Origin of the sequence: Lachnoclostridium sp. An181 (genome assembly GCF_002160325.1) — a bacterium.
Taxonomy (GTDB): domain Bacteria; phylum Bacillota; class Clostridia; order Lachnospirales; family Lachnospiraceae; genus An181.
The window spans coordinates 72,280-86,060 of the sequence record NZ_NFKJ01000009.1; the positions used below are offsets into that span (position 1 = coordinate 72,280).

Below are 13,781 nucleotides of genomic sequence, written 5' to 3' on the forward strand. Positions count from 1 at the left end.
AGAAGGCCCCTCAAGCCATCTCATGACTTTGGGAGCCCTCCTTATTTTACGGCTGTGTCTTTCTTTTTATTCTATCACCAGATTCTGCTCTTTCATTACGTCCACAACCCGATCCACATACTTGGCACACAGCTCATCTGTTGCCGCCTCAACCATAACCCTGATCAAAGGCTCTGTACCGCTCTCGCGCACAAGGATACGTCCTTCCTCTCCAAGCTCTTCTTCCACAGAATGGACTGCTGCCTGGACTTTCTCATTTTCTCTTGCCTGCTTTTTGTCCGCCACCTTGACATTTTTTAAAAGCTGAGGATAAATTTTTACTTCCTCTGTCAGTTTCGCAAGGCTCATCTTCTTTTCCAGTACAGTCTCCATGATCATAAGGGATGTCAGGATTCCGTCCCCTGTTGTGGCGTGTTTTGCAAAGATAATATGGCCGGACTGCTCTCCTCCAAGGGAGTAGCCGTTTTGTACCATGTTTTCATAGACATATTTGTCGCCTACTGCTGTCTTTTCATACTTGATCCCTGCCTTGTCGCATGCTTTGTAAAGTCCAAGGTTTGACATGACCGTTGTCACGATCGTATCATCGTTTAGTCTTCCCTGCTCTTTCAGATATTTTCCGCATACATAGAGGATCAGATCGCCGTCCACGACTTTTCCCTCTCCGTCAACCGCAAGACATCTGTCCGCATCCCCGTCAAAGGCAAAGGCAATGTCCAGATTTTTTTCTTTCACAAGCTCCTGCAGGGACTCTATATGTGTGGATCCGCAGTTTGTGTTGATATTCAGCCCGTCCGGCTCATTGTGGATCACGTATGTCTTTGCGCCAAGTGCATCGTAAACGCTTTTTGCGATCGCAGACGCACTTCCATTCGCGCAGTCCAGTCCGACCCGCATTGTCTTAAAAGAACGGGTTGCAAGAGAAATCAAATGGCCAATATACCGGTTTCTTCCGGCCGCATAATCAACAGTCCTTCCTATCTTCTCTCCTTTTGCGAGCGGCAGTTCGCCCATCTTGCCGTCCAGATACGCCTCAATTTTTTCTTCCACCTCGGTTTCCAGTTTCTGTCCCATACCGTTGATGACTTTGATCCCATTGTCATAAAATGGATTATGGCTTGCCGAGATCATGATCCCACAGTCAAAATCTTCACTTCTTGTGACAAAAGAGACGCTTGGCGTTGTAGTCACATGCAGAAGATAGGCATCAGCCCCTGATGCAGTGAGCCCTGCGGCAAGCGCATACTCAAACATATAGCTGCTGCGTCTTGTATCTTTCCCAAGGACAACCCTTGCTTTTTTTTCCTGTCCATAATACCAGCCAAGAAATCTTCCAACCTTGAAGGCATGTTCCACAGTAAGACCTTCATTGGCCTCTCCCCGAAATCCATCTGTTCCAAAATATTTTCCCATTGCCTTACCCTCCTAAGATATTTTTATTTAGACAATTGTTCTTTTTTTTTGCACTTTACATCACAACATTATATAGACTTGGACTGAAAAATACAATACTTTTTTTGCTGTTCACAAAATCTTGTGTTTTTTTGTCCCATTTTTCGTTTGCAGTTGACTGCTTGCACGGGATATACTATGCTGAAAATCAGATTAAAAATACCATGTTACCGGAGGATTTTTATGAAGACAATTATGGTCATCGACGATGATGTGTATATCGGAAATATGTTGGAGGAAACATTGGAAAACGAAGGATATCATATTGTGCGCGCCTACTCAGGGACAGAAGCTCTGCTGCTTCTGAACGCGCAAAAACCGGATCTGATCCTTCTGGATCTGATGCTGCCTGGGCTTAGCGGGGAGGAACTTTTGCCCAAACTTTCCGGCATTCCTGTCATTGTCGTCAGCGCAAAGAGTACTGTGGACGACAAAGTACAGCTCCTGCTGCACGGTGCAGCTGACTACATCACCAAGCCTTTTGATACAAGGGAGCTTTTGGCAAGGATCCTCGTGCAGTTTCGGGACAGTTCCAAAAAGACAGATGCCTCTCTGACCTTTTCGGATATTGTCTTGGACACCCGGACGCCTTTGGTGAGTGTCCTTGGAAAGCCGGTTCACCTTACCAAGACCGAGTACGCGATCTTAAAACTGCTTCTTCAAAATCAGGGCCAGATCATCACAAAATCCACGATCCTGGAGCGCATCAGCGAAGATACCCCGGACTGTGTGGAGAGCTCCCTGAAAGTCCATATCAGCAATCTTCGCAAAAAGCTGCGGGCAGTGTCGGACAAAGACTATATTGAGGCAATTTGGGGCATTGGCTTTAAACTCCGGGACGAAGAATAAATCTTTACGGTTTCTTTACGGTCTTCTTTACCGCTTTCTTAACCTTTGTCTTGTAGACTATGGGCATCAACAATTGAAAGGAGACTTTTTATGGAATATGTACTGACTACCAAAGATTTATGTAAATCTTACAAACATTTTAAAGCACTCAACCAGGTTTCCATGCACATCCCAAAAGGATCCATCTATGGATTTGTCGGCAAAAACGGAGCGGGAAAGACCACGCTGATCCGGCTGATATGCGGCCTGCAGTCCCCAACTTTTGGCGAATACTGTCTGTACGGAAAAAAATTTACGGACAAAGATATTTTAAAATCCAGAAGACGTATGGGCGCTGTGGTGGAGACACCGTCCATCTACATGAATATGACTGCCAGGGACAATCTCATTGCCCAGTACCGCGTCCTTGGACTTCCTTCCCTTGCGGGACTGGAGGATCTGCTCGTGCTTGTTGGTCTTGAAAACACCGGAAAAAAGAAAGCGAAAAACTTTTCCCTTGGCATGCGCCAAAGGCTTGGCATCGCCATTGCCCTTGTGGGAAATCCGGATTTTCTTGTCCTTGACGAACCGGTAAACGGGCTGGACCCGCAGGGCATCATTGAGATGCGCGAACTGATCCTAAAGCTCAACCGGGAGAAACAGATCACCGTTCTTATCTCCAGCCATATTCTGGACGAATTATCAAGACTTGCTACATGCTACGGATTTATAGACAGCGGCAGACTCGTAAAAGAGATCAGCGCAGAAGATCTGGAGGCTGCGTGCAGGAAATGTCTTTGCATGGAAGTCACGGACACGAAAGCTTTTGTGCGCGTTCTTGATAAATGGGATCTTCCGTACAAGATTTTGTCATCCAGTAAGGCAGAGATTTATGAGAAACCAAACATTTCCAAGCTGACACTGGCCCTTTCGGAGGAAGGGTGCGACGTGCTCTCCATCCAGGAAAAAGATGAGACTTTGGAGAGCTATTTTATGAATCTGATCGGAGGTGGAAATCATGAGTAGACTTATACACGCGGAGTTTTGGAGACTGAGAAAAAACGTCCTCTATTTTATCTGCCTTCTCTTCATGCTTGGCTACACCCTCCTTGGATACCTCTCCCAATACAGGAACCTGAAAGAATACGGCTATCACTATTCTGTGGACACCTTCTTTTTCGGATGTCTTGTTCCGATTGGTTTTGTATTTGCGGTTTTTGTAAGCCTTTTTGTCGGTACACAGTACGCGGACGGCGCGATCCGCAACCGTCTGATCGTGGGAGCAAAAAGAAGAGATATTTATATGTCATCCTTCATTGTGACCGGGGCAGCTGCAGTCTTTATCACGATCGCAACATATGTGTTTGGCCTTACCGTTGGCATTTTGCTTTTGGGAAAACCGGAAATTCCTTGGAGTCATATGTTTCTTTTCATGGCAGCAGGGATCGTGATGAGCGCAGCATTTGTATCAATCTTCCACATGTTCGCCATGCTGACTTCCAGCAAGACCAATTCTGCTGTCTTTTGCATCCTGCTCTCTTTTGTCATGTTCTTTGTGGCAGTTGGGATTTACCAGGCTTTGGTACAGCCACAGACCATTCAGCAGATGGTGATGAAGGATGGCGTTTCCGTGATCGAGACGGTAAAAAATCCTGGTTACCTGACCGGTTTCAAGCGGACCCTCTACCAGGCTTTTCTGGATATTCTGCCTCCTGGCCAGGCCATGCAGCTTGGAGAGTGTTCCTTGTCTCATGCCGCAAGAATGATGGGGTACTCTGCTCTTATTACGATCATCACAACGTTTGTCGGAAACTTTATCTTTTGCAGAAAAGACATCAAATAACGAACTTAAAAATAAAGGAGTGTTCCTATGGAAATCTGGCTGTTTCTGTTTCCAGCAGTCTGTATTTTGGTGATAACAGCGCTGCTCATAAAACTATATCTGATGAGGAGATCTTTGGATGAACTGTGTCAAAATCTGCCGGAAAAGATCAAGACGGACACAAATACGCTTCTTGACATTTCCAGCCGTGATCCTCATCTTCTTGCGCTGGCAGACAGCCTTAATGAACAGCTTAAAACGCTCCAGAAAGAACGTCTCCGTTTTCTTTCCGGGAACCAGCAGATGCAGGAGCGGATCGCGGATATTTCCCATGATCTTCGAACACCGCTTACCGCGATCATCGGGTATCTGGATCTTCTGGAAAAGGAAGAACACACAAAGACATCGGACCGGTATCTTTCTATTATACGGAACCGGACCGATGTCTTAAAAGAGCTGACCGAGGAGCTGTTCTGTTACTCCATACTGACCTCCCCGTCAAAGGAGATGTCCGTGGAACGTGTTTCTTTAAACCATGTTTTAGAGGAAAGCATTGCTGCTTTTTACCTTTCGCTCAAACAGGCGGGCATATCCCCTTTGATTTCCATACCGGACACTCCCATTTACCGCAGCCTGAACAAAAATGGACTGTTCCGCATCTTTGGAAACCTCCTCACAAATGCTGTCAAATACAGTGACGGGGATTTGTCCATCCATCTTCTGCCGTCCGGAGAAATCCTGTTTTCCAACCATACAACCGCGCTTGACAGTGTGCAGCTAGAGCAGCTTTTCCACCGTTTCTACACAGTGGAAACTGCAAAAAATTCAACTGGTCTTGGCCTTTCCATCGCAAAGGAGCTGACCCTTCACATGGGCGGAAAACTGCAGTTTGACTACCAGGATTCCCTGTTGACGATCCGCATATATTTTCCGGAAACCAAGCAGATTTAAAATTACATTTTCTTTGATTTTGTGTTGGTTTTTTCATAGCTTGCTATTTATATAACCCTAAAAAAGCAGACGGAACCTTTTTATAGGTTTTCGTCTGCTTTCATTTCTATTGTCTATATAAGTTTTTTAGTGGTGGAACAAGCGGATTCCTGTAAATGCCATTGCCATGTGGTGTTTGTTGCATGTTTCAATGACATTGTCATCGCGCACAGAACCACCTGGCTGTGCAATGTATTTTACCCCGCTTTTGTGTGCGCGTTCAATGTTGTCCCCAAATGGGAAGAACGCATCAGAGCCAAGCGCTACATCTGTCATTTTGTCCAGCCATGCACGTTTTTCTTCTCTTGTAAACACTTCCGGTTTTACCTTAAAGATTTTTTCCCACTCGCCGTCTGCCAGAACATCCATGTAATCCTCGCCGATGTACAGATCAATGGCATTATCTCTGTCTGCACGTCCGATCTTGTCGATGAACTGAAGTCCAAGTACCTTCGGGCTCTGGCGCAGGAACCAGTTGTCTGCTTTCTGTCCTGCCAGTCTTGTACAGTGGATACGTGACTGTTGTCCTGCACCGATTCCGATTGCCTGTCCGTCTTTGACATAGCATACGGAGTTCGACTGTGTGTATTTCAATGTGATCAGGGAGATCATCAAATCTCTCTTTGCAGCGTCCGGGATGTCCTTGTTTTCTGTCACCACATTGGAAAGCAGCTCTTCATTGATTGCAAGCTCATTTCTTCCCTGTTCAAAAGTAATACCGAATACTTCTTTGTGTTCTACAGGCGCAGGTTTGTAGTTTGGATCGATCTCAATGATGTTATAGTTTCCTTTTTTCTTCTGTTTTAAGATCTCCAAAGCCTCAGGCTCGTATCCCGGGGCAATGACTCCGTCGGAAACCTCACGTTTGATCAGTTTTGCTGTGGACACATCGCACACATCAGACAGAGAAATAAAATCTCCGAAAGAAGACATTCTGTCCGCACCTCTTGCCCTTGCGTACGCACATGCCAGCGGAGAGAGTTCTCCAAGATCATCCACCCAGTAAATTTTCGCCAAAGTCTCATCAAGCGGAAGACCTACGGCTGCTCCTGCAGGGGAGACGTGTTTAAAAGATGTTGCAGCAGGAAGTCCTGTCGCCTCTTTTAACTCTTTTACAAGCTGCCAGCCATTGAATGCGTCCAGGAAATTGATATATCCCGGCTTTCCGCACAGAACTTTGATCGGCAGTTCTCTTCCGTCCGTCATGCAGATTTTGGATGGTTTCTGGTTCGGGTTACATCCGTATTTTAATTCCAGTTCTTTCATCTTTCCTTCTCCTTTGCTCCTTGGGTGATTATTTATTTTTATTTACGATCTTTGTCTCATAGGTTCCTGTGGCAATGTCAATGTAGCGTACAAAAAGAGAAACCTTATTGTCCTCATTTAAACTGTTCCAAAGACTCTGCGTGAAAGCCTCCATGTCATCCGGGATCGCGATCAGTTTTGGCTCTCCTTCAAAACTTGGCAGCGGATTTCCATCGCATTTGTATGTGTGGATGAAATGTCCTTCACCTGCCGCCGGATTGTTGTAAGCAAATGTATAGCGGTGGCAGCTGTCCGGATTTCCGTTGTTGCTCTTTAAAATAGACATTGCATAATTGTATGTGCCGTTTTCTATGTGCATGATTCCGGAAATGCGCGGTGTGTAGTTTGGTGCATCCGGCTCAAACTCCCGGGTCCTCAAAGACTGCTCAAAGGTAAGCTGTTTATCCATTCCCTCGTAGATCGTGTCTGTCTGGTCACCGTTTGTAACAATCGTTTTATTCCCAAGGACACGCACCGGAGCGTAGATAATAAGGCTTGGGTCCGTCAATTTGGAAGGGTCAAATGCCTGTGTGCGGATTCCCTGTCCTTCCTCCACAAACACGCGGTTTCTGCTGTTCTCGCTTCTTCCCATGATAAAATAAGCGGTAACCGCTTTTGTCCCATCCTTGGAGCGTCCGATGATGATCCCTCTTCCCGGATAGGAATTGCCCTGCAATTCTTTTTCGATTGATAACATTTCCATGAATACATTCTCCTTTTTCTCAAATGGTTTCGTCCGTATCAACTTCATTATATACAAAAAACCTGCACAGCACCAGTATCCGGGATAGTATTTGTTCTTATAGGGATTTATAAGTTATACTTAATTTATATGGTTAATTCATTAACTTTACTTATCATTTGATTTCCTTAGTCTCCATGACAAACTTGACTTCTCCTTCCATTTCATCGGAAATACCAGAATAAGAATCATAGTCTTCGGCAAGTTTCTGCATACCTTTCAACTTATTCTTCAAACTTTCAAAATCGTCTCCAAACACATCGGCAAGTTTTTTGATACCTTGTTTTTGAAATTCATCCATTCCTTCCTTCAGCGTATTCGCACCGTCCGAGAGTTTGGATACGCCATCCAAAAGCTGCACCGTACCGGAAGAGAGCGTGCCGGTCCCATCCAGAAGGCTCTTTGTGCCTCTGGACAGCATAGCTGCCCCTCCATTTAACTTGGCATTGTTTTCACTTAATTTTGCGGAACCGATCACCAGATCCTTTCCGGACATTTCCAAAAGTTCGACTCCCTTTTTCAAGGCCGCGTCGTTTTTTTGCAGTTCATTCAAGCCCATGATCAACTGCTCGCTGCCATTCTCTGCTGATTTTGCAAGTTTGGATGTATTCTGCGCGATCGTTGTCACCGTGTTCGTGATCATTGGAGCGCTCTCCTCTGCGAATGCATCAATTCCTGTCTTCAACTGTCCTATGCCTGCCGACAGTTTTGCGATGGGAGCATCGTCCAGTTGAGCCGCCTTGTCTTTCAGTTCTTCGGAAGTTTTTAAAAGCACCTGGGAAGCTCTCGAAAGTCCTTCACTTCCAATCACAGGCGTCAGTCCATCTGCAACCTGTTTCAAGGCCATGGAAACCGGCACTGTCTTTCCATCCACACTTACCGTCGGCATCTGTACCTGGCCAAGCGTCTTTGTATCACCTTCGATCTTGGGCGCTGTTGTCTTTGCTTTTCCAAGAGCTGCAGCTACTTTTTCTCTTACAGCATCCTCCACACCTGCTTCTTTTAAAATTTCATCCACTTCTTTTGTCTCTTGATCCAGCTTTTGATTTGCAGTCAAAATTGCAACATCCACTTGTTCCTGTGCCTCTTTCACCATACTGTTTCCAAAAGCCTGCAGTTCTTCATTCTTTTTTGCAATCTGGCCATTTAAATCCGTGTACCCGGATGTCACCGCGCTCCTGGCAGTCTCGATTCCTGCTTTTGATTCTTTTACTGCCACATTCGCTTTGTCCACTGCCTCTTCTTTTACTGTCATAAGGCTGTCCGCCATGCCAGAAAGCCCTTTGTCTGTCACTACTTTGCTAAGGTTTGAAAATCCGTCCGAAATCTGACTGATTCCTGTCTGCATCTTCTGTGAACTTGCCACAAGCCCGTTTGTTTTGTCTGTCAGTTTCCCATCCAGCTCTTCCAGACCTTGTGAAAGCGTTTCAAGATTTTGTCCAATCAGCGGCAATTGTTCTTTTGCTGCTTTCGCAATTTTTCCGACGCCTTCCACGTATGCTTTCGTGCCGGATGAAAGCGTTCCCGCCCCGTTTGTATATTGTCTTATGCCTTCTGCAAGCGTTCCTTCTGCTTTTGTATATTGGCTGAGCCCTTCTTCCAGCGTCCCCGCTCCGTCATGTAACGAAACTGCTCCTTCTGTCAACTCATCCACTCCCGCTGTAAACTCGAATGATTTTTCCTTCAGCTCCAAAAGTCCATCTGCCAAAGAATTACTTCCGTCCGCAAGTTTCAAGGATGCATCGGTCAATTCATCCATCGCCTTTTGCATCTCATCGAGACTGTCTATCTTATCAAGTCCAAGGTCCGCAAATACTTGTGCACTGACCACCGTAAAGATCGGCTCCATTTCACAGTCCGTCACATCCGCCTCAATGGTAATGCTTTCCGGGATTTCAAGATCCACATCTTCCATTTTATCAAGGCCTAAATTTTCTGACATACCAGGCAGCACGGCTCCTGCCACGATTGCTTTTGAACCGTCTGAGATCACTTTCCCATTGTCCACCTGCACATTTGTAAACGTATCTGTCGGAAAGATTCCTCCGCTCAATACAACAAACGGAACATACAGATTTTCCTTTTTCCCGTCAATCTCCACTTCCTGCTTTACATTGTTTTTGTATTCCAGTTTGATTTTCAGATGGCCTGACTTTCCTTTTAAATTCTCTGGTTCCATCTCTTTTCCATTTAATTCATACGTCAGTTTCATTGTCACCGGAAGGGTCTTATCGGTTTTGCCTTGATAATAAATGTCCTCTCCATCTGTGCTCCAGACAAGTTTCTCTCCGTTTTTTTGGAATGTCTCATCACCTTTGATATTTTTGATCTCAGAAAGCGAGGAGGCATCTTTGACTTGTTTTTCGTTTTCTGCATGTTTCAGCCAGTCGGAAACCGTGATCTCCTGCGGATTTCCCTTGGCGTCCATGTTTACATAGACAGATTCATCTTTAAAAATCTCTTCCCCTGCTGCAAATACATTCATCTGACAAAGGGTTGCTGACGCTGCGATTGCGATCGCTGACATGGTACGTTTTTTCCATTTTCTATTTTGATTCATATCCAAATCCTCCTTATACATTCTTTTTATTTGTTTCTTTTTTCGGCAAAAATCCAATCGAGGTGTGAACGATCACCTTATCAAAAATCATAAACATAGCCGGAAGGACAAGCAGTACCACGATCGTACTGATGATGGCTCCTCTTGACAAAAGCGTACAGATGGAACCGATCATATCCACCTTTGAATATACGCTCACACCAAATGTAGCTGCAAAAAAGCTGATCCCACTTATCAGAATGGATTTCATGGAAGTCTCGTGTGCGATTTTGATGGCTGTCTTTTTGTCCTTACCACGGTACCGTTCTTTCTGATACCGGCTCGTCATCAAGATTGCATAGTCTACAGTGGCCCCCAGCTGAATGGTCCCTATGACAATACTTGCCACAAACGGAAGGGAGATTCCCTGATAATACGGGATCGCCATGTTGACAAAAATGGCAAATTCAATGACCGATACCAGAATGACCGGCAGGGAAATGGATTTAAATACAAGCATGATAATGATAAAAATCGCTGCAATGGAGATGATATTTACATTCTTTAAATCCACGTCCGTTACATCCGCCAAATCCTTTGTAAGAGGCGCCTCCCCGATGACCATGGCACCTTTATCGTAAGACTTTACAATATCATTAATCTTACTGATCTGCGCATTTACCTCGTCTGTCGCTGTCTTGTACGTTGAGCAGACAAATTCCATTTCATAGTTCTGGCTTTTTAACATGGAAGTGAGGTCTTTTGGAATCATACTTTCCGGGACGGATGGGCCTAAAACCGAATCCACTCCAAGCACCCACTTCACGCCGTCCACATGCTCGATCTTTTCCATCATCTCCGTCTTTTCCTTGCTCTCCATGTCCTTTGGCAACAGCAGCATATGCAGGTTATTCATCTGGAAATCTTCCTGAAGTTTTGCATTTGCCACATTGCTTTCCAGAGACTTTGGAAGAGACTTGTCGATATTGTAGTACACTTTCGTGTGGTTATTTCCATAGATCGCCGGCAAAAGCAGGACCAAAAAGACAACGATCCATATTTTGTAATGTCCGGTGATAAAATCGGATACTTTGTCAAGATTTGGTATCAAAGCTCTATGTTTTGTCTTTTCAATTACCTTGTCAAAAATCAAGATCATGGATGGCAGCAATGTCACACAGCAGATCACACCGATCACAACGCCTTTTGCCATAACGACCCCGATGTTCATCCCCAGCTTAAATGTCATAAAACAAAGCGCCACAAATCCTGCGATCGTTGTCACAGAACTTCCGATCACGGATTTAAATGTATTGGCGATCGCATGCCCCATGGCTCTTTCTTTTTCACCGGGGAATCTTTTTTTATTGTCCTCATAGCTGTTCAGAAGAAAAATGGAATAATCCATCGTGACCCCAAGCTGCAGCACGGCAGTCAAGGCCTGTGTGATATAGGAAATCTCTCCAAGGAAAAAGTTGCTGCCAAAGTTATACAAAATCGCCATTCCAATGCTCAGTAAAAACAGAACCGGAACAACAAAGGATTCCATCGCAAGTCCCAGTACGATCAGACAAAGGGCTGCCGCGATCACAACATATGCCGGCATTTCCTTTAAAGACAGATTTTTAATATCCGTCACGATCCCTGTCATCCCACTGATAAAGCACTGCTCACCTACCTCTTTTCGCATCTGGCTTACCGCCTGCATGGATGTATCGGAGGAGGTGGTGTCATCCAAAAGCACAAGCATCATCGTGGCATCGCCTTTGAAAAGCATCTCCCTTATATCTTTTGGAATCATGCTTTCGGGCACGGAAATATCCGCGAAATCGTCATACCAGATCACATCCTTGACATGTTCAATACCTTCTATTTTTTCTTCCAGTTTCTGCACATCCTTGTTCTCCATATTTTCCACGACCACCATGGAAAATGCTCCGGTCCCAAATTCATCCACCATGATATCCTGACCCTTTACTGTCTCAAGGGAATCCGGCAGATAGCTTAAAAGATCATAATTGATCCTCGTCTTCGCGATTCCGATCAGGGATGGGACAAGGAGCAAAAGCCCAAGGATGAAAAACACCCATCGGTGTTTTGCTATCCACTTTCCTACCTTCACCATCTTTTTTGCTCTCCTTTTCTTTCTGTAATTTCATTTTATGACCAATAGTCATTTCTGATCCCTTTTCAAGTTATATATCAAAAATGACTATTAGTCAATATTTTGTGCTGTGTTTATATTTTTTTAATATATTGACTTTCAGTCAGTTTTGCACTCATAATATAGATACGATAAAAACGGATCGAGGTGAGTCGCATGACAATAGAAAAAAACACGCTTTTAAAAAAAGCTGCTCTGAAAAAAAAGCAAAAAAAAGAAAGCCTTTTGAATACGGCTTTCGAATTATTTCTCACAAAAGGCCTTGCAAAGACAACGATCTCCGATATCGTGGAGAAAGCCGGCGTGGCAAAAGGGACCTTTTATTTGTATTTCAAAGATAAGTACGATATCTGTGACAGCCTTGTCTCTTCCAAAGCCGGGGACATCTTTTTGAACGCCCACCGCTCACTTGCAAACACAGATATCCATGAGTTTGAAGACCAGATCCTCTACATCCTGGACCATGTCTTAAACCAATTAAACGAGGACAAGGCGCTGCTGCGTTTTATTGAAAAAAATCTTTCCTGGGGTATTTTCCGCAAAGCCCTGGATTCCACACTTCCGAACGAAGACTGCAACATCTATGAACTGTATGAAGAAATGTTAAAGAAAAGCTCCAAGTCTTATAAAAACCCGGAGCTTATGCTGTTCACCCTCGTAGAGCTCATAAGCTCCACAGGTTATAGCTGTATTTTATACAACGAACCGGTATCCATGGAGGAATACAAGCCAGTCCTCTACCGCACGGTCCGCAGTATCATGGATAGTTTTTGCGAAGGATAATATTCGTCCTCCTACTTTTTCGGATACTGATCGTACACTTCCCCTTCAAAGCTTTTCCACAAAAATGTTCCGTCTTCCAATGTCATGTACCCGTGCGCGCTGTTTTCCTTTGGAATGGAAACAGAACCCGGGTTCATGTACAGGAAGGACTTCCCTTCTTTTGTTGTGCAGATTTCGCATTTTGGCACATGGGTATGTCCATTCAAAAGAATATCTCCCTCTTTTAACATCGGCGGGTTTGCCGGATGAAAATGATGCCCGTGGGTTGCAAAAATCATTTTTCCGTCCACGTACAAAATCGCATAGTCTGCCAGCACTGGAAATTCAAGCACCATCTGATCCACTTCTGTGTCGCAGTTTCCCCGAACACAGAGGATTTCTTCCTTCACCTCGTTTAGCATTGCCAGCACTTCTTTTGGCTGATAGTCCTTTGGCAAGTCATTTCTTGGCCCATGGTACAGGATATCCCCCAGCAAAAGCAGTTTGTCCGCTTTCTCTTCTTTGTATGCCTCCAGCATTTTTCTGCAGTAATATGCAGAGCCGTGGATATCGGATGCGATCATGATCTTCATTTTCTTTGTTCCCCTTTCTGTCTTTTCCTTGTGTTGTATGTTCTATTTTTATTTCATCGGGCTTTGCCTTTTATCTTTGCATCAGGCTTTGCCTTCTAACCTCGCTCCATCAGATGGAGAAACAATCCTTCCAGTCCTTCTTTGATGTCTTCGTATGTGACGTCAAAATTGCCGGTGTACCAAGGGTCCGCAATATCCCTTACTCTCTCTGTAAACTCCAGAAGTTTATGCACTTTCCCTTCCGGGTCCGCTCCCAAAATGCGGTGCATGTTGCGGATGTTCGCGCTGTCCATTCCGATAAGATAATCGAACTTTTCATAATCTTCTTTCGTCATCTGTCTGGCCCTGTGGTCACCGCATGGAATGCCGACTTCTCTTAATTTTTGCCTTGTTCCGTAGTGGACCGGGTTACCGATCTCCTCGCGGCTTGTAGCCGCGGAGTCGATGTAGAACTCAGATTCCATGCCGCGGTTTTTGACAAGGTCTTTCATCATGTATTCTGCCATGGTGGAGCGGCAGATGTTGCCGTGGCAAACGAATAGTATTTTTATCATGTTCGCATTTCTCCTTATATGTTGATTTTT

The 13,781-nt window shown here is 44.8% G+C and carries 12 protein-coding genes; 5 read left to right on the forward strand and 7 right to left on the reverse strand.

Features of this window, described 5'->3' with window-relative positions; all coding sequences use genetic code 11:
* Positions 1 to 66 precede the first annotated feature (66 nt).
* Positions 67 to 1,413 (reverse strand): phosphoglucosamine mutase, encoded by a 1,347-nt coding sequence (gene glmM, locus B5F18_RS07345; RefSeq protein ID WP_087157031.1) that lies wholly within the window; start codon positions 1,411 to 1,413, stop codon positions 67 to 69.
* A 222-nt stretch (positions 1,414 to 1,635) separates the two neighbouring features.
* Here glmM and B5F18_RS07350 point away from each other — a divergent pair, with 222 nt between their 5' ends.
* The 4 genes from B5F18_RS07350 to B5F18_RS07365 all read left to right on the forward strand — a co-directional run bounded on the left by B5F18_RS07350 (position 1,636) and on the right by B5F18_RS07365 (position 5,053).
* Positions 1,636 to 2,301, forward strand: a complete 666-nt coding sequence (locus B5F18_RS07350) for a response regulator transcription factor (RefSeq protein ID WP_087157032.1) — start codon at positions 1,636 to 1,638, stop codon at positions 2,299 to 2,301.
* 90 nt (positions 2,302 to 2,391) lie between these two features.
* Entirely contained in the window at positions 2,392 to 3,306 is a 915-nt protein-coding gene (locus B5F18_RS07355) for an ATP-binding cassette domain-containing protein (protein ID WP_087157033.1), read from the forward strand.
* The gene (locus B5F18_RS07360) at positions 3,299 to 4,123 is read left to right on the forward strand and encodes an ABC transporter permease subunit (RefSeq protein WP_087157034.1); all 825 of its coding nucleotides are present in this window, start codon (positions 3,299 to 3,301) and stop codon (positions 4,121 to 4,123) included. The genes B5F18_RS07355 and B5F18_RS07360 overlap by 8 nt, the downstream gene beginning before the upstream one ends.
* Before the next feature lie 27 nt (positions 4,124 to 4,150).
* A complete protein-coding gene (locus tag B5F18_RS07365; RefSeq protein ID WP_087157035.1) occupies positions 4,151 to 5,053 on the forward strand; it encodes a sensor histidine kinase in 903 nt (300 codons plus the stop codon).
* Between the two features lie 126 nt (positions 5,054 to 5,179).
* Here B5F18_RS07365 and B5F18_RS07370 read toward each other — a convergent pair whose 3' ends face one another.
* The 4 genes from B5F18_RS07370 to B5F18_RS07385 all read right to left on the reverse strand — a co-directional run bounded on the left by B5F18_RS07370 (position 5,180) and on the right by B5F18_RS07385 (position 11,803).
* The gene (locus B5F18_RS07370) at positions 5,180 to 6,358 is read right to left on the reverse strand and encodes a phosphoribosylaminoimidazolecarboxamide formyltransferase (RefSeq protein WP_087157036.1); all 1,179 of its coding nucleotides are present in this window, start codon (positions 6,356 to 6,358) and stop codon (positions 5,180 to 5,182) included.
* Between the two features lie 28 nt (positions 6,359 to 6,386).
* Positions 6,387 to 7,100, reverse strand: coding sequence for an IMP cyclohydrolase (locus B5F18_RS07375; RefSeq protein ID WP_087157037.1), 714 nt, complete (start codon positions 7,098 to 7,100; stop codon positions 6,387 to 6,389).
* A 154-nt stretch (positions 7,101 to 7,254) separates the two neighbouring features.
* On the reverse strand, positions 7,255 to 9,699 hold the full coding sequence (locus B5F18_RS07380) for a hypothetical protein (protein WP_162607559.1): 2,445 nt from the start codon (positions 9,697 to 9,699) through the stop codon (positions 7,255 to 7,257).
* Positions 9,700 to 9,712: 13 nt separating this feature from the next.
* Complete coding sequence (locus B5F18_RS07385) at positions 9,713 to 11,803, reverse strand: efflux RND transporter permease subunit (protein ID WP_087157039.1); 2,091 nt, start codon at positions 11,801 to 11,803, stop codon at positions 9,713 to 9,715.
* Positions 11,804 to 11,998: 195 nt separating this feature from the next.
* On the opposite strand from B5F18_RS07385, the gene B5F18_RS07390 reads away from it, so the two are divergent.
* A complete protein-coding gene (locus B5F18_RS07390) occupies positions 11,999 to 12,625 on the forward strand; it encodes a TetR/AcrR family transcriptional regulator (protein WP_087157040.1) in 627 nt (208 codons plus the stop codon).
* An 11-nt stretch (positions 12,626 to 12,636) separates the two neighbouring features.
* Here the strand turns inward: B5F18_RS07390 and yfcE are convergent, their stop codons facing one another.
* A complete protein-coding gene (gene yfcE, locus B5F18_RS07395) occupies positions 12,637 to 13,197 on the reverse strand; it encodes a phosphodiesterase (RefSeq protein ID WP_087157041.1) in 561 nt (186 codons plus the stop codon).
* A gap of 95 nt (positions 13,198 to 13,292) precedes the next feature.
* A complete protein-coding gene (locus B5F18_RS07400; protein ID WP_087157042.1) occupies positions 13,293 to 13,751 on the reverse strand; it encodes a low molecular weight protein-tyrosine-phosphatase in 459 nt (152 codons plus the stop codon).
* Between the last annotated feature and the right edge of the window lie 30 nt (positions 13,752 to 13,781).